At 63.2% G+C, this 15,567-nt stretch carries 14 protein-coding genes; 7 read left to right on the top strand and 7 right to left on the bottom strand.

The genetic code is table 11. The features are described 5' to 3' along the window. The first annotated feature begins 119 nt into the window (after positions 1 to 119). Positions 120 to 1,493, top strand: coding sequence for a glutamate--tRNA ligase (locus X739_RS165615; RefSeq protein WP_023791361.1), 1,374 nt, complete (start codon positions 120 to 122; stop codon positions 1,491 to 1,493). On the opposite strand, the gene X739_RS165620 is transcribed toward X739_RS165615, so the two are convergent. The 4 genes from X739_RS165620 to X739_RS165635 all read right to left on the bottom strand — a co-directional run bounded on the left by X739_RS165620 (position 1,411) and on the right by X739_RS165635 (position 6,896). Next, positions 1,411 to 2,613 carry a DUF2865 domain-containing protein gene (locus X739_RS165620; RefSeq protein WP_023791358.1) on the bottom strand — a complete coding sequence of 401 codons (1,203 nt, stop codon included), beginning with the start codon at positions 2,611 to 2,613 and terminating at the stop codon, positions 1,411 to 1,413. The two genes, X739_RS165615 and X739_RS165620, sit on opposite strands and share 83 nt — an antisense overlap. A gap of 141 nt (positions 2,614 to 2,754) precedes the next feature. Continuing rightward, on the bottom strand, positions 2,755 to 3,432 hold the full coding sequence (locus X739_RS165625; protein WP_023791354.1) for an outer membrane protein: 678 nt from the start codon (positions 3,430 to 3,432) through the stop codon (positions 2,755 to 2,757). A 184-nt stretch (positions 3,433 to 3,616) separates the two neighbouring features. Continuing rightward, positions 3,617 to 5,941: an NADP-dependent malic enzyme gene (locus tag X739_RS165630; protein WP_023791350.1), complete on the bottom strand. Its 2,325-nt coding sequence runs from the start codon at positions 5,939 to 5,941 to the stop codon at positions 3,617 to 3,619. A 175-nt stretch (positions 5,942 to 6,116) separates the two neighbouring features. Then, a complete protein-coding gene (locus X739_RS165635) occupies positions 6,117 to 6,896 on the bottom strand; it encodes an SDR family oxidoreductase (RefSeq protein WP_023770092.1) in 780 nt (259 codons plus the stop codon). Positions 6,897 to 7,049: 153 nt separating this feature from the next. Between X739_RS165635 and X739_RS165640 the strand changes: the two genes are divergently transcribed. Both X739_RS165640 and X739_RS165645 read left to right on the top strand, forming a co-directional pair. Next, positions 7,050 to 7,832: a UDP-2,3-diacylglucosamine diphosphatase gene (locus X739_RS165640; protein WP_032924109.1), complete on the top strand. Its 783-nt coding sequence runs from the start codon at positions 7,050 to 7,052 to the stop codon at positions 7,830 to 7,832. 130 nt (positions 7,833 to 7,962) lie between these two features. Next, positions 7,963 to 9,177, top strand: a complete 1,215-nt coding sequence (locus X739_RS165645; protein WP_023783272.1) for an MFS transporter — start codon at positions 7,963 to 7,965, stop codon at positions 9,175 to 9,177. On the opposite strand, the gene dgcA is transcribed toward X739_RS165645, so the two are convergent. After that, on the bottom strand, positions 9,148 to 10,131 hold the full coding sequence (gene dgcA / locus X739_RS165650; RefSeq protein WP_023791342.1) for an N-acetyl-D-Glu racemase DgcA: 984 nt from the start codon (positions 10,129 to 10,131) through the stop codon (positions 9,148 to 9,150). The two genes, X739_RS165645 and dgcA, sit on opposite strands and share 30 nt — an antisense overlap. 77 nt (positions 10,132 to 10,208) lie before the next feature. Here dgcA and X739_RS165655 point away from each other — a divergent pair, with 77 nt between their 5' ends. The 4 genes from X739_RS165655 to X739_RS165670 all read left to right on the top strand — a co-directional run bounded on the left by X739_RS165655 (position 10,209) and on the right by X739_RS165670 (position 14,286). Beyond that, positions 10,209 to 11,396 carry an ABC transporter permease gene (locus tag X739_RS165655; RefSeq protein ID WP_023770096.1) on the top strand — a complete coding sequence of 396 codons (1,188 nt, stop codon included), beginning with the start codon at positions 10,209 to 10,211 and terminating at the stop codon, positions 11,394 to 11,396. A gap of 4 nt (positions 11,397 to 11,400) precedes the next feature. After that, positions 11,401 to 12,210, top strand: a complete 810-nt coding sequence (locus tag X739_RS165660; protein ID WP_023783273.1) for an ABC transporter ATP-binding protein — start codon at positions 11,401 to 11,403, stop codon at positions 12,208 to 12,210. A gap of 14 nt (positions 12,211 to 12,224) precedes the next feature. Further along, complete coding sequence (locus X739_RS165665; RefSeq protein WP_023791337.1) at positions 12,225 to 13,598, top strand: MlaD family protein; 1,374 nt, start codon at positions 12,225 to 12,227, stop codon at positions 13,596 to 13,598. A gap of 109 nt (positions 13,599 to 13,707) precedes the next feature. Beyond that, a complete protein-coding gene (locus X739_RS165670) occupies positions 13,708 to 14,286 on the top strand; it encodes an ABC-type transport auxiliary lipoprotein family protein (RefSeq protein ID WP_023770099.1) in 579 nt (192 codons plus the stop codon). Between the two features lie 37 nt (positions 14,287 to 14,323). Here the strand turns inward: X739_RS165670 and X739_RS165675 are convergent, their stop codons facing one another. After that, complete coding sequence (locus tag X739_RS165675; RefSeq protein ID WP_023770100.1) at positions 14,324 to 14,938, bottom strand: exonuclease; 615 nt, start codon at positions 14,936 to 14,938, stop codon at positions 14,324 to 14,326. Between the two features lie 125 nt (positions 14,939 to 15,063). Further along, positions 15,064 to 15,567 (bottom strand): hypothetical protein (locus X739_RS01000000165680; protein WP_032924104.1); only part of this gene is annotated, 504 nt, incomplete at its 5' end.

Genomic DNA, 15,567 nt, shown 5'->3' with positions numbered 1-15,567 from the left:
GCGGGGCCTTGCGCCGCCTGCCGGCCCGGTCTTTTCATTCCAGCCGCCATGTTCTATGTCTTCGGCACGGCGCGGGGGCGCATCTTGTCAATCACAAAGGCATCCGGTACGCCCCGCCCATGACAGTTACCGTTCGTTTCGCCCCGTCACCGACCGGCCGCATCCACATCGGCAATGCGCGCACCGCTCTGTTCAACTGGCTGTTTGCCCTCAACAACAAGGGCCGCTTCATCCAGCGCTTCGACGACACCGACATCGCCCGCTCGAAGCAGGAATTCGCCGACGCCATCCTTTACGACCTGCACTGGCTGGGCATTTTCCCAGATGCCACCGAGTATCAGTCGCGGCGCTTCGAAATCTATGACGCGGCGGTGGAGCGGCTGAAGGCGGAGGGTGTTCTTTACGCCTGCTACGAAACACCGGAAGAACTCGATCTCAGGCGCAAGGTGCGCCGCACGCGAGGCCTGCCGCCGGTCTATGGCCGCGAGGCATTGGCGCTGACGACAGAGCAGGTGGCCGAATATCAGGCCGATGGGCGCCGGCCCCACTGGCGTTTCTTGCTGCCCAATTTCTCAGGCGATCCGCTGCAGACGGAGCGCACCGAGATCCGCTGGGACGATTTGGTGCGTGGCGAGGAGACAGTGGATCTGGCCTCGCTGTCCGATCCGGTGCTGGTGCGTGAGGACGGCACCTATCTCTACACGCTGCCCTCCGTCGTCGACGACATCGAGATGGGTGTCAGCCATGTCATCCGCGGCGACGATCATGTCACGAACACCGGCGTGCAAATCGCCCTGTTCAAGGCGCTGGGTGCCGAGCCGCCCGTCTTCGGCCACCACAATCTCCTGACCACCGTCTCGGGCGAGGGGCTGTCGAAGCGCACCGGCGCACTTTCCATCGAGAGCCTGCGCGATGACGGCATCGAGCCGATGGCCGTCGCTTCGCTGGCCGTACTGGTCGGCACGTCCGAGAATGTCGCGGCCGCGCATGACCTGACCGAACTCGCCGGCCATTTCGACCCGGCCGCGACCTCGAAATCGTCGTCCAAGTTCGATCCGGCCGAACTGTTCGTGCTCAACCGGGTGCTGCTGCATAATATGCCGTTCGACGAGGCGCGGGACCGGCTGATGGTGCTAGGTATTGCCGGTGAGCAGGCCGAACCATTCTGGCTGGCGGTGCGCGGCAATCTCGACCGGCTGGCGGATGCGGGTGCCTGGTGGCGCGTCCTGCGCGAAGGGCCGCGGGAGAAGCCCGACTTTTCCGACGACGACCGCGATTTTCTTCACCAGGCGCTCGATCTCCTGCCTGAGGAGCCGTGGAACGGGACGATCTGGAAGGATTGGACCGGCAAGATCAGGGAAGCGACCGGCCGCAAGGGCAAGGCGCTGTTCATGCCGCTCAGGCTTGCCCTTACTGGACTGCCTTCGGGGCCGGAGCTTGCAGATCTATTGCCCCTGATGGGTCGGGAAGGAACGTTGGCCCGACGACCCTGACCTTGCGCTGGTCCGGAGGCACGGCCGAAACGGGCGATGTCACGGGCTTGGCCGAGAGGCGCTTGATGGCCTCACGGTCGAGCCCGCCGTCCCTATTGGCCAGGGTCTCCGGGTCGGCACCCGGATCGGGCTTTAAGGCCGGTACCGGAACGAGCGGCGCCGCTTCCGGTTCGGGCTGTGACTGTTGTGGGCTTGGCGAGTTGCCGCCAATGATCTGGAAATTCTGCGCGGCGTTGCAGCCGCAAGCGGGCGGCCGCGACATGTTGGGTTGCTTGTAGAGATAGGCGGTCGGCAATTCGCCGTAGGGCCTGCCGGTGACCGATGACATCATCGATGCCGAATCATCGTCCATGCCGCGCGAATAAAAGACCTGCATCTCGGTGCCGGGACAGGCCGATTCGCAATTCTTCTGGTCGCGCTCGAAATCGCCGGGCGAGGCGGCGTTCGACATCGGGAAGAAATAGCCGTCGCAGGTGCGCACGCAACTGGTGTGGAACTCGCCGCCACTGCCCGGAGCGTCTGGAGCGCCGGGCAGGTTCAGGACGCGGCCGACATTGCGTTCCTCGCCGGGAGCGTCCGGCTGGTCCAATGTATCGACCTGGCGGTTGTCGCCGCCGAAAAGCTGGTCGAAGAGATTCGCATTGCCTCCATCTTCACGATTCGCCTCCAGCGGAGGCGCGCGGCGGGGGGACACCGCATCGTCACGGCAGTCATTGGCATCGAGCGCCGCCAGGATACGGCCCCGGTCGCGGTGTGGGCCGCTGCCGGCTAGTTGGGCGCGCTTGGCCTGCAGACTGTCGAGATTGGCGGTCATGCGCTCAATGGTGGCGTTCAGCCCGGCACACTGGTTGATGTTGCGCGAAAACAACGAGAACCCGCAGCCGGCGCTGCTCGCCTGACCGCGAGCTTTCGAGATCTGTTGGCGCTGCCTTTCGATCGCGGCATCGTATTTCCGGACCATTGCCGGGCCACCGCCACCGCCGCGTGAGGTCGCGGCGAGCTCGGCCTCCAGTTGACGGCAGACCCGCGAAGCGGCCTGGGGCTCGCTGACCACCACACCGGACAGCAGGAGGCCAAGCAGCACGGCAGCATGCGCCTGCTTCAAACCTCCGCTCGCCATCCGCCTCGATCCCGCTTGCCTGTGGTCGCCAAGGCTACCCCGTTCGCGGTTAATCGTCCATTTCGGAAGTTGCTTGGTTGCCGGCCGAAAAGCCGCGCGCATTCGATGTACCCATCAGTCTGGCAATGGCCGGGTGGGCCATCAGAACTTGTAGTTCATCCCGATCCTGACGGTACTGAACGTGTTGTCGAAAGTCGTGCTGGAGTTCGGCGCGTAGTTGATCGTCTGATCCCGCAGGTCGACGTATCGATATTCGGCATTTGCCGACCAGTGATCGGTGATTGCCTGCTCCAGCCCCGCGCCAATCGTCCAGCCAATTTTGGTGTTCTTTTCGGAATAGCTGTCGGCGGGGCCATCGAGATACCGGTTCTCGACACCCCCGATAGCGAGGCCGCCGGTCCCGTAGACAAGAGTGCTGCCGAAGGCATAGCCAGCCCTGGCGCGGATCGACCCGAACCAATCCACCTTGGTATCGTAGACATCGCCCCCGCCGACATTGACCTCGTCGGAATGCCCCTTGACATCGGCGCCCGAAATATCGGACTCGATCCCCAGAACCGTGGAATTGACCTGGTAATTGTAGCCGATCTGGACACCGCCCAGAAACCCGTCGATGTCGTAGTCCTGCGTGCCCCGGACCGCTAGCGTGTTTGGCAGGTTGTAGGTCGCGTCGGTTTTGCCGAACCCATAGCCAAGATGCCCGCCGACATAGACGCCGGACCAGTCATGCGCGGCCGGCTCCAGCCCGATGGCGTCGGCGGCAAACGCCTGTCCGCCAACCACAATCAGCATTGCCGATGCGAGCAACAGGGCTCTCATGACATTTTCACCGCCCAATCAGACGGCGTGACCATATCAAATTGACCCGGTCCGAGAAATCCGCATTCGTCCGATGCCGGATTCTCGGTTAAGAGTTGTCGGCTCGCAACACTCGATCCGCGAATGTGGTCCGTGTCGCGTCGCCACCATGCCTCAATCGGGCCGGATCCGATCGACCGCCGGTTCAGTCCAGATTGGCGATCGCCTGTGCCTTATGCGCGGCTTCGACCACCGCCAGCGCGGTCATATTTACGACGCCGCGCGAGGTCACCGAGGGTGTCAATATGTGCGCCGGCTTGTCGGTGCCGAGAAGGATGGGACCGACATGCAAGGCATCCATCATGGCCCGCAGCGCCGTCAGCGTGATGTTGGCCGAGTCGAGGTTCGGGAACACCAGGAGATTGGCTTCGCCCTTCAGGCGCGAATGCGGATAGACGCGCTGGCGCAGATGCTCCGACAAAGCGGAATCGGCGTGCATTTCGCCGTCGCACTGCAGCTCCGGCGCGATGCGCGCCAGAATGGCCGCGGCCTGACGCATCTTCAGCGCGCTCGGCGAATCGCGCGAGCCGAAATCCGAATGCGACAAGAGTGCCGCCTTCGGCTCGATGCCGAAACGCTGGATTTCTTCCGCCGCCAGCACGGTCATCTCGGCGATCTCGTCGGCCGTCGGGTCGACGGAGACGTGGGTGTCGGTGAGAAAGATGATGCCGCGTTGCGAGATCAGCATGGATAGCGTCGACAGGTCCCGGTCCTTGATGCCGGTGCGCGGCCCTATGATCAGCGTCACATTGCGCAGATGCCGCTCGAAACGGCCTTCTAGGCCGCAGACCATGGCGTCGGCATCGCCGCGCTTCAGCGCAAGTGCGGCGATCACCGTGTTGTCGGTGCGCACCATGGTGCGCGCGGCCTCCGTCGTCACGCCGCGGCGGCCGGCGAGTTCGATCAGGAGGTCGACATAGTGGCGGTAGCGCGGATCGTCCTCCGGGTTGATCAGGCCGAAATCGACCCCGGGCCTGATGCGCAGGCCATAACGCTTCAGCCTGACCTCGATGACGTGCGGCCGGCCGATCAGGATCGGCTCGGCGATGCCCTCCTCAAGCACAACCTGGGCGGCACGCAGTACGCGCTCGTCCTCGCCGTCGGCGTAGATGACGCGCTTGGCGCTGGAGGCCTTGGCGGAGGAGAACACCGGCTTCATCACCAGGCCGGAGCGGAAGACGAAGCGGTTGAGCTTGTCGATATAGGCGGCGAAGTCGGTGATCGGCCGTGTCGCCACACCGGTGTCGCAGGCTGCCTTGGCCACCGCCGGCGCAATGCGCAGGATGAGGCGCGGATCGAAGGGCGAGGGGATCAGGAATTCGGGGCCAAAGACCGGCGTCTCGCTGGAATAGGCGCGCGCGGCGACATCGGAAGGCTCTTCGCGGGCAAGGGCGGCAATGGCCCGCACCGCCGCCATCTTCATCTCCTCGTTAATGGCGCTGGCGCCGCAGTCGAGCGCACCCCTGAAGATGTAGGGGAAGCAAAGCACGTTGTTGACCTGATTGGGGAAATCGGACCGTCCGGTGCAGATCATGGCGTCCGGACGGGCCGCGCGCGCCACTTCCGGCATGATCTCCGGATTTGGATTGGCCAGCGCCAGGATCAGCGGCTTCGGTGCCATGTGTTGCAGCAGGTCCGGCTTCAGCACGCCGGCTGCGGAGAGACCGAGGAATACATCGGCGCCCGCCATGACGTCGGCCAGGGTGCGCGCGTCGGTGTCCTTCACATAAGGGTCTTTCCAACGATCCATCTCGTCGACACGGCCCTTGTAGGCGACGCCGAACCGGTCGGTGACCCAGATGTTCTCGACGCGCACGCCGAGGGAAACGAGAAGATTGAGACAGGCAAGCGCGGCAGCACCCGCGCCGGAGGTGACGACCTTGATGTCCGAGATGGTCTTGCCGGCGAACTCCAGCCCGTTGAGCACCGCGGCGGCAACGATGATGGCTGTGCCGTGCTGGTCGTCATGGAAAACCGGTATGCTCATCCGAGCCTTCAGGCGTTCCTCGACCTCGAAACACTCCGGCGCCTTGATGTCCTCGAGGTTGATGCCGCCGAAGGTCGGCTCCAGAGCGGCGATGGTCTCGACCATGCGCTCGATTTCCGGCGCGTCGATCTCGATGTCGAAGACGTCGATGCCGGCGAACTTCTTGAACAGGACCGCCTTGCCCTCCATCACCGGCTTGGAGGCGAGCGGCCCGATATTGCCGAGGCCGAGCACGGCCGAGCCGTTCGATACGACACCGACAAGGTTGGCGCGCGCCGTGTAGTCGGCGGCGGTCGCCGGATTGTCGCGGATTTCGAGGCAAGGGGCGGCGACGCCGGGCGAATAAGCGAGCGCCAGGTCGCGCTGGTTGCCGAGCGGCTTGGTCGCCTGGATCTCGAGCTTTCCCGGCGTCGGGTGCTTGTGGAAATAAAGCGCGGCTTCGTCGAGGTCCGAACGTGCCGTTTTCTTGTTCTCGCCTTCCATGCGGCCGCTCCTCGAAACCTGCTTCGGGAGTCCTTTTAGCATGAGGCCAAGGTTTTTCGCGACGCTAATTGACGCGCCGGCAGCTTTAAGCGCCAGCGCGTCAAAAGGCATTAAATGTCAGGCACTTACGGCGGTTACATGCCGGGTGTTTCGCACCGCTTTGCCGACATCCTGGTCAGAAAGCACTGACGTAGAGACCGCCATCGACGGGTATGTTCTGCCCGGTCAGATAGCCGGCATGGACCGAGCAGAGAAAGGCGCAGATCTGGCCGAATTCCTCCGGCGTGCCGAGCCGTTTGGCCGGCACGTCGGCACTGATGCGGGTCTTGCGCGCCGCGGCCGCCTTGGGATCCTCTGGCGTGCCAGCCTCATGCGGGCCGCGCAGTCGGTCGGTGTCGAGCTTGCCGGGCAAGAGACTGTTGATGGTCACGTTGCGCTCGATCACCGTGCGCGCCACGCCGGCGAGAAACGAGGTCAGTCCGGCGCGCGCGCCCGATGACAGGTCGAGGCCGGGTATGGGGACATAGACCGATAGCGAGGTGATGTTGACGATGCGCCCGAAGCCGCGCGCAGCCATGCCGTCAATGACCGCCTGCACCAGTTCGATCGGCGTCACCATGTTCTGGGTCACGCCTTCAAGGATTTTTCCGCGATCGAGTTCGCGGAAATCGCGCAATGGCGGTCCGCCATTGTTGTTGACGAGGATGTCGGGTTCCGGACAGGCGGCGAGCAGCGCTTTCTGTATCTCCGGCTTCGAAACGTCGCCGACGACTTCCGTCACCGTCACGCCATGGCGCTGGCGCAGGTCCGCGGCGGTTTTCGCGACCAGCTCCGGATTGCGGCCATTGACGACGATGTCGCAGCCCGCCTCGGCCAGCGCCATGGCGCAGCCACGGCCAAGCCCCTTGCTCGAAGCGCAGACGATGGCCTTCTTCCCGCGGATACCGAGATCCATGACGATTTTCTCCTTTGATTTGCGCGGCAGGCTAGCGCCAGCGCTGGACCAATCGCAACCGTCATACGGTTGTTGCATGAATCGGAGCATAGGCTGCTCGAAAGCAAGGGTGAATCCGCGATGTCAGTCCAAGAGCCCCGCACTTTCCGCAGCATGTTCATTTCCGATGTCCATCTGGGCTCGAAGGCGGCGAAGGCCGATTTCCTGATCGACTTCCTGCGCTACCACGATGCCGACATCATCTATCTGGTGGGCGATATCGTCGACGGCTGGCGCCTGCGGCGCAGCTGGCACTGGCCGCAAAGCCATAATGACGTCGTGCAGAAACTGCTGCGCAAGGCGCGCAAGGGCGCCTCGATCACGTATATCGCCGGCAATCACGACGAATTCGCCCGCCAGTTCCAGGGCGTGCATTTCGGCGGCATCGTCGTTGCCGACCGCGCCATCCACGAAACCGCCGATGGCCGGCGGCTGCTGGTCATCCATGGCGACCAGTTCGATACCGTCGTCCACAACCAGCGCTGGCTCGCCTATCTCGGCGACCATGCCTACGACGCCGCCATGCAGGTCAACCGGGTGATCACGCGGTTGCGCCAGCCGCTCGGCCTGCCTTACTGGTCGTTTTCGTCCTGGGCCAAGGTCAAGGTCAAGAAGGCGGTGAACTTCATCGGCTCGTTCCAGACAGTGCTCAGCGAGGAAGCGCGACGCTCGCATGTCGACGGCGTCATCTGCGGGCACATCCACCATGCCGCCATCGAAAGCTACGGCGATGTGCAATATATCAACACCGGCGACTGGGTAGAGAGCTGCACCGCCGTGGTCGAGCATTTCGACGGCCGCATGGAAATCCTGACCTGGGCGCATGTGTTGCCTGAAGCGCTTGACGAGCCCTTCATCCCGATGCTGATCGAGGACAGGGTGGTGCAGGCGGCCTGAAGCCGAAGCCGGCCCCGCGATTTCTGGTGTTAATCGACTGGTCCAGCCGGTTTCGTCCGGTTTTTCCTCATGTTAAGGATCGGCTTGCGCTGCTCTCCGGTCGTTGAGCGCAGCGTCATTGGATCGATTCATGCCGCTGCCACCGCTTTCGCCCGAACAACTCGTGAAGCCGAGCCGTTTTGAACTGCGCATGAGCCTGATCTTCGGCACGTTGTTCATATCGCTTGGCACCCATTTGCCCTATTTCCCGCTTTGGTTGCAGGCCAAGGGGTTTCATGCCGAGCAGATCGCCGTCATCCTGGCGGCGCCGATGTTCCTGCGCGTAATAACGACGCCGCTGCTGACGACACTTGCCGATCGAGCCAGGGACCGTGCCGATGTCTATGTCGTGCTCGTCGCCGCATCGCTGCTGCTGTCCGCGGGATACTTCCTGACCCCGACATACGCGACGGTGCTGGCGGTGTCGCTGGTGCTGACCATTGTCTGGACGCCACATTCGCCGATCGCCGATTCGCTGGCGCTTTCGGGCGTGCGCCGCTTCGGGGCCAATTATGCGAGCATGCGCAAATGGGGGTCGATCTGTTATCTCCTGGCCAATGTCGCGGGCGGTTTCATCCTGGCGGCCAGCGGCCCTGGAGCCGTCCCGGTGATCATAGTCCTTGCCCTTGGCGCGGCACTCATCGCAGGCCTGCTGGCACCGCGCATGGGACGGCCGCGAAAGGCCTCGCCGCTGTCGGCAGTGGAAATCCAGCACGCTGCGCCAAGCCTGTTCAACGCTTATTTCCTCTCCTTCACCCTTGGCGTCGGCATCATTACAGCCAGCCACGCCTTCCTCTACGGTTTCGTTTCCATCTATTGGAAATCGATCGGCATCAGCGATTCCGTTGTCGGCCTCCTGTGGGCGTGGGGCGTGGTGTCGGAAGTCTGCATGTTTCTGTTTTTCAATCGCATTTTCGCCTCCGTGTCCGTTGTCAAGGTGATGGTGATTGCCGGCATCGGCTCCGTTGCGCGCTGGATCATCTTTCCACTGATATGGCCGCTCGGCCTCGGCATCGCCGGCTTCTTTGCCGTGCAGTCGCTGCATTCGGTGTCTGTCGCAATGGTGCTGATCGGCCTGCAGAAAATGATCGGCGAGACCGTCCCCGAAGAGCGCACTGGTGCCGCGCAAGGCATCGCCTATTTCTTCAACGGCTTCTTCATGGCCGCCGTTACACTTGTTTCGGGCCCGCTCTATGACCGTCTCGGCGTGGATGGTTTCCTGGCGATGATCCCGATCGCGATCGTGGGCCTTATGCTGATCGGGCTTGCCGCGCGCTCAGCCCCACAGAGCCCGGTCCGGGGGTGAGACGATCGATCCCTGGTAAACGAGACCCGGCACACGATCCCGGGCAAGCAGCAGCGGGCCGTCGAGGTCGACGAAATCCGCTCCTTGCGCGAGCAGCACCGCCGGCGCCATTGCCAGCGATGTTCCGACCATGCAGCCGACCATGATGCCAAAACCCAGCTCACGGGCGCGGTCGCGCAAGGTGAGCGCCGCCGTCAGCCCGCCGGACTTGTCGAGCTTGATGTTGACTGCGTCGTAGAGGCCGACAAGCGCCTCGAGGTTCCCTGCTTCATGGACGCTCTCGTCAGCGCAGATCGGCACCGGATGGGCTATATGGCGCAGGATGCCGTCACGGCCCGCCGGCAGCGGCTGCTCGATCAGGGCGATGTCTTGCTTCGCGGCAAAAGCGAGATTCGCGACTATGTTTTCGTCGGTCCAGCCTTCATTCGCATCAAGGATCAATCGGCTCCCTGGAGCCGCCTGCCTCACCGCCTGGATGCGGGCGACATCGTTGTCGCCGCCGATCTTGACCTTCAGCAGCGGCCTGCCGGCATTGGCGCGGGCCTGCGCCGCCATCGTCTCCGGTTCGCCGAGCGACAGCGTGTAGGCGGTTTCGAGCTGACGCAACGGGGCCGGCCAGATCGTGTTCGCCACCGGATTGCCGTTGATCTTGGCTTCAAGGTCCCACAGGGCACAGTCTATGGCGTTACGCGCCGCTCCGGCAGGCATTGCGTCGAGCAGGGCTGCGCGGTCCATCCCGCCGGCGATCCGGTCGCGCATCGCCGCGATCGCGCCGCTCACACCGTCCATGGTCTCGCCATAGCGCTTGTAGGGAACGCATTCGCCGCGACCGACATGGCCGTTTTGCCTGATCGTGCAGGTGATGACCTCGGCCTCTGTCTTGGAGCCGCGCGAAATGGTGAAGGTCCCGGCGATTGGAAAACGCTCGGCCTCGACCGAAATGACACGCGCCATATTTTTCTGCTCCGGCTATGCGAGAAGGGTTGTCGGCAAATCGACAAGGTCGGACCCATCAGGCTAAACAGGACGCCATGTTGACCATCGGCAAACGCGACGCAAGCGGCACGACCGCCTCGGGGGCTGACCACGACCCGCGCGTCGCGGTCGGCGAGGAGGATGGGGTCCTCGGCTGTGCGTTCTCCGGCATCTGGACGACGCGGACGGTGGCGCTCATCGACGCCGAGATGCGCAAGATCGAGAAACGAAGCGGTTTCAAGATGTTGGCGCTCGACCTTTCGAAAATCGAGAAGATCGACACCGCTGGCGCCTGGCTGATCGACCGGCTGGTCAGCGTCTTCGAGAAGAAGAATGTCGAGGTAAGGCTGCAAGGCCAAAGTGACGTCGCTTCCATCCTGCTCGAAGCGGTGAGCGAAGCCGTCCGGCGCGAACCCGAAGTCGGACCGGCGCGACCGCCCAACATTGTCATTCGGGCACTGGAGGCGGTGGGCCGCCGCGTCTACGAGATGCGCGACGATTTCCTCGCCTCGATGAACATATTGGGCGCCACCATCCGCGGCGCGCAGATGAAGCTCGGCCGTGGCCATGCCGTGAACCCGGCGGCGATCTTCAACCAGATCGATCGCATGGGCGTCGGCGCTATCCCCGTGGTCGTGCTGATGTCGGCGATCGTCGGCGCCATCGTGGCCCAGCAGGGTGCGTATCAGCTCAGCTATTTCGGCGCCGACATCTTCGTCGTCGACTTGGTCGGCGTGCTGATCCTGCGCGAACTCGGCGTGCTGATGACGGCAATCATGATCGCCGGCCGCTCCGGCAGCGCGATCACCGCCGAAATCGGCTCGATGAAGATGCGCGAGGAGGTCGACGCGCTGAAGGTCATCGGCCTCAATCCGATCGGCGTCCTGGTTTTTCCACGTCTGGTTGCCTTGGTGATCGCCTTGCCCTGCCTGACGATCATCGCCAATTTCGCCGCGCTCGGCGGCGGCATCATCGCCGCATGGCTCTACTCCGATATCCCCCCCGCTGCCTTCATCGACCGGTTGCGTGTCGCAATCGATCTCAGCACGATTTTCGCCGGGCTGATCAAGGCGCCGTTCATGGCCATGATCATCGGCACGATCGCTTCAGTCGAGGGCATGAAGGTCGGCGGCAGTGCCGAATCGCTCGGGCAGCACGTGACCGCTTCTGTGGTGAAGTCGATCTTCGTCGTCATCATTCTCGACGGACTTTTCGCCATGTTCTACGCAGCGATCCAGTTCTAGTAACATGGCAAAGGGAAACGGAATCACGACTGAGGCGCCGGACGAGAGCGAAATCGTGCTTTCGGTGCACGATGTCACCGTTGCCATCGACGACAAGCTGATCCTTGACAAACTGTCGCTCGACATCAAGCGCGGCGAGATACTGGGGTTCGTCGGTGCCTCGGGCGCCGGCAAGTCCGTGCTGTTGCGAACGATTCTCGGACTGATGCCCAAGCAGTCGGGAACAATCAAACTGTTTGGCGTCGACGTCGACAAGGCAAGCGATCTCGAGCGGCTGCGCATCGACATGCGTCTTGGCGTTCTGTTCCAGCATGGGGCGCTGTTTTCGGCGCTGACCGTGATGGAGAACGTGCAGGTGCCGATGCGCGAATATCTCGATCTGCCAAGAAAGCTGATGGACGAGTTGGCGCTGCTGAAAATCGAGCTGGTCGGACTGCCGCCGGATGCGGCGCAGAAGTTTCCCTCCGAGCTCTCCGGCGGTATGATCAAGCGTGCGGCACTTGCCCGCGCCCTGGCGCTCGACCCCGACATCGTTTTTCTCGACGAGCCGACGTCAGGCCTCGATCCGATCAGCGCGGCCGAGTTCGACGAACTTGTCGTCAAGCTGCGCGACACCATGGATCTGACCGTCTACATGGTGACTCACGACCTCGACACGCTGTTTACCGCCTGCGACCACGTGGCGGTGCTCGGCAAGAAAAAGGTGCTGGTCGAAGGCACGATCGACGACATGCTGAAGAGCGAGGAGCCGTGGGTAAAATCCTATTTCCGCGGAAAACGAGCACGGCAACTTGATCTTGCCGCACGTGCATAGCCATAAGTGAAGCAATGGAAACTAGAGCCAACTACGTCATTGTCGGCATTTTCACGCTGGTTGCGATCCTGGCGGCGTTCGGCTTCGTCTATTGGACGGCCGCGATCGGCGATAGGGGCGAGACGACGCTGCTGCGGGTGCGCATTCCGGGCTCGGCCTCTGGTCTCGGCCGCGGCAGCTTCGTGCTGTTCAACGGCGTCAAGGTCGGCGACGTCAAGCGCGTCTATATCGACGTCGACAATCCGACTGTCGCCATCGCCGATACCGAGATCGACCGGATGACGCCCATCACCAAGTCGACGCAGGCCGATATCGGCCTCGCCGGCCTCACCGGGCAGGCCAATATCGAGCTCAAGGGCGCCGACCCCAAGGAAATCAAGCTGCTCGATCAGGCCGAGAAGGATGGCAAGGTCGCCGAGATCGTCGCCAATCCTTCTGCCGTGACCAATCTGCTGCAGACGGCGCAAAACATCTTCACCCGCGCCGACAGGGTGCTGACGGAACTCGAAGGCTTCACCAAGGATGTGCGCGGGCCGCTGACGCAGACCGTCCAGAACGTGCAGACGTTTTCCGACGCATTGGCCAGGAATTCCGATGGGATCGACAAATTCCTGTCCGCCGTCAGCGCGTTGTCCAATGAGCTGAAGGGCGTTTCAGGCAAGCTGGACGGCACGTTGAAAGCAGCGGAAGGCCTGCTCAATGCCGTCGACAAGGACAAGATCAAGAGCATCGTTGCCAATGTCGATGCCGTGACGGGCAATCTCAAGCAAACGTCGCAGCAGCTGGACGGTGTAATCAGGAACGTCGATACGGCAGTGGGATCGGTCAACGATTTCGCCAAGCAGACGCAAGGCACGCTGGCCAAGGTCGATGGCGTGCTCGACGGCATCGATCCGGCGCAGGTGCGCCAAGCGCTCGCCAACATCCAGAAGGCCAGCGACAGCGCCAACAAGGCGGCTGGCGATATCGCGGAGGTGACCGGCAAGATCGCCAATCGGGCTGACGACATCGACCAGACGATCAAGGACGCCAGGCAGCTGGCGCAACGGCTCAACGACGCCTCGGTGCGGGTCGACGGCATTCTCGCCAAGGTCGACAAGCTGCTCGGCTCTGGCCAGGCCGACGGCGTGATGGCCGACGCCAGGGATACGCTGAAATCGTTCAAGCAGGTTGCCGATACGCTGAATGCCCGGCTTGGGGTCATCACCGACAATCTGGCGCGCTTCTCGGGCCAGGGGCTACAGAATGTCGAGGCGCTGGTGCAGGATAGCCGCCGCTCGATCAACCGCATCGAGGAGGCGGTGACGGATCTCAGCCGCAATCCGCAGCGCATCCTTTCGGGTGGCGACGGCGAGGTTCGGCAGTTCGATGGCAGGGCGCGGCGTTGACTTCGGCATCGGCCCGCCGCAAGAACAGTGCTCGTGAATGCGGGTTGATCGTGCGATCAGGGGATAACGGGGCTCACGCGTGAGATTGAGTAGGCTTGGAACGAGCGGGTTGAAATCGGCTGCGGCGCTGCTTGTCCTGGCGGTTGCCGGCTGCGCGGCGCTCGGCGGCAAGCCGGCACCGCTCGACACGTTCGAATTGTCGGCACCGTCGGTCGACGCGCATGGCCATAGCCGAAAGCAAATCCTGATCGCCCAGCCTTCGGCACTGAAGGCACTGGACAGCCAGAACATAGTCATCAAACCCTCCGACGGCTCGATCCAATATCTGAAGGGCGCGCAATGGGCTGACCGGCTGCCGCTGATCGTGCAGGCGCGGCTGGCCGAGACGTTCCAGCGCTCGGGCAGCTTTGCCGGCGTCGGCAAGCCGGGCGAGGGGCTGGCGATCGACTATCAGGTGATCGTCGAGGTTCGCTCCTTCGAAGTGCGCGTCAACGGCGGTGAACATGCCGAGGTCGACCTGTTCGTGCGCTTGCTCAACGACCGCAACGGCGAAGTGAAGGCTTCCAAGAGCTTCACTGCATCGGCACCCGTTTCGGGCAGCGGCAACCCGGCCTATGTCAGCGCGCTCGACGCGGCCTTCGGCGATGCGGCCCAGCAGATCGTTCGCTGGACCGATTCGGTGATCTGAGCGCCAGGCGCGCAGGGCTACCACCAACGCTTCCGGTTTATGGACGGCCGAAGGTCTCCGGCCGCAGCTTTCCAGTCTTCATCAGGTGCTGCAGGGTGTAGGTCACGGACAGCGCATCGTCGAGCGCGTCATGTCCCTGCACTGGCGGATGTTCGACGCCGGAATAATCCGCAAGTTTGTTGCTCGGTGTCCTTGCCAGGTCCTCGATCGGCATGCCGGCCGCGATCAGCAGCTTGACGGCATTGTCGAACCGGGTGGCCGGGATAGGCGGCCTGATGCCGGCGACATAGCAACTGATGGCGATCATGTTCAGTTCGTCCTTGCCCCAGGACCACAGCCGCGCTCCGGCGGAAAACCGATCGACGCCGGCCAGGGCCTCCTTCAGCGCAACGCCCTCGGCCTCGATGATTTCTTCGGTGATGCCGGTCAGTCCAATGAAGAACGGATCGAGCGTGTACCGCTCGCCAAACCGGTCGACCGGTCTGATATAGGCTTTGTGCGTGCCCAGCAGGGGGAAGTCACCTTCGAGGCCGAGCCTTGCCGCGCCGATCCGCGCGATGATCGGATCGGGATCGTGGGCCGCGCACCAGAATCGGCGTTGTGATCCCTCAAGGCAGAGAAACTCGCAGTCGAATATGATTGCCGTCTTCACAACTCAGGATCCGGTTCCGGAAAGCGAGATCAAACCCGGATGCGTCTCCGGGTGGCAAAGTCAGTTCCTTCAAGAAAAAGGCGGGAGACAAGCCCCCGCCTTGTTCGATTTGGCTTGTCGACCGCCTAATGCAGGCGGCCGCTGGCATGGGCCAGCATGGTGTAGACCTTGCCGGTGTCCGACGTGAGATAGGTCTGGGCCATGATGTTGTCGCGGTCGTTGCGCGAGACATCCTTGAGCAGCTTCTCGAAATCGTCGCAATAGCGGTCGACGGCGGTGCGGAATTCGGCCTCCGCCTGGTACTTGCGGCGGATTTCGTCGAACGTCTGCTGGCCCTTGAGCGTGTAGAGCCTGCGCGTGAACACGTCACGCTCGCCGCGCCGGTAGCGGTTCCACAGCTCGATCGAGGCATCGTGGTCGATGGCCCGCGCGATATCGACGGACAGCGAGTTCAGCGATTCCACGACATGCTGCGGTGAACGCTGGGCAGGGACCGCGCGCGGGGCTTCCGCTGGCGCCTGGGGAGCCGCCGGCCTGAGCTCGGCATCGTTCGACGCGGCGGTCAAGAGATCGCGCACCCAGCCGCCTTGCGGCGCGCGGGCTGTGGCGTCGGTTGCACGCTGGCGCGG

This window comes from Mesorhizobium sp. LNHC209A00 (genome assembly GCF_000502915.1).
GTDB lineage: Bacteria > Pseudomonadota > Alphaproteobacteria > Rhizobiales > Rhizobiaceae > Mesorhizobium.
Note: the sequence above shows the minus strand (reverse complement) of the source record. Positions and strands in the feature narration are given on the sequence as shown.

Coding starts and splice junctions, on each gene's coding strand:
- X739_RS165665 (WP_023791337.1), top strand. CDS start 12,225: ATGGAAACTAGAGCCAACTACGTCATTGTCGGCATTTTCACGCTGGTT.
- X739_RS165645 (WP_023783272.1), top strand. CDS start 7,963: ATGCCGCTGCCACCGCTTTCGCCCGAACAACTCGTGAAGCCGAGCCGT.
- X739_RS165640 (WP_032924109.1), top strand. CDS start 7,050: ATGTTCATTTCCGATGTCCATCTGGGCTCGAAGGCGGCGAAGGCCGAT.
- X739_RS165630 (WP_023791350.1), bottom strand. CDS start 5,941: ATGGAAGGCGAGAACAAGAAAACGGCACGTTCGGACCTCGACGAAGCC.
- X739_RS165620 (WP_023791358.1), bottom strand. CDS start 2,613: ATGGCGAGCGGAGGTTTGAAGCAGGCGCATGCTGCCGTGCTGCTTGGC.
- dgcA (WP_023791342.1), bottom strand. CDS start 10,131: ATGGCGCGTGTCATTTCGGTCGAGGCCGAGCGTTTTCCAATCGCCGGG.
- X739_RS165660 (WP_023783273.1), top strand. CDS start 11,401: ATGGCAAAGGGAAACGGAATCACGACTGAGGCGCCGGACGAGAGCGAA.
- X739_RS165625 (WP_023791354.1), bottom strand. CDS start 3,432: ATGAGAGCCCTGTTGCTCGCATCGGCAATGCTGATTGTGGTTGGCGGA.
- X739_RS165615 (WP_023791361.1), top strand. CDS start 120: ATGACAGTTACCGTTCGTTTCGCCCCGTCACCGACCGGCCGCATCCAC.
- X739_RS165635 (WP_023770092.1), bottom strand. CDS start 6,896: ATGGATCTCGGTATCCGCGGGAAGAAGGCCATCGTCTGCGCTTCGAGC.
- X739_RS165655 (WP_023770096.1), top strand. CDS start 10,209: ATGTTGACCATCGGCAAACGCGACGCAAGCGGCACGACCGCCTCGGGG.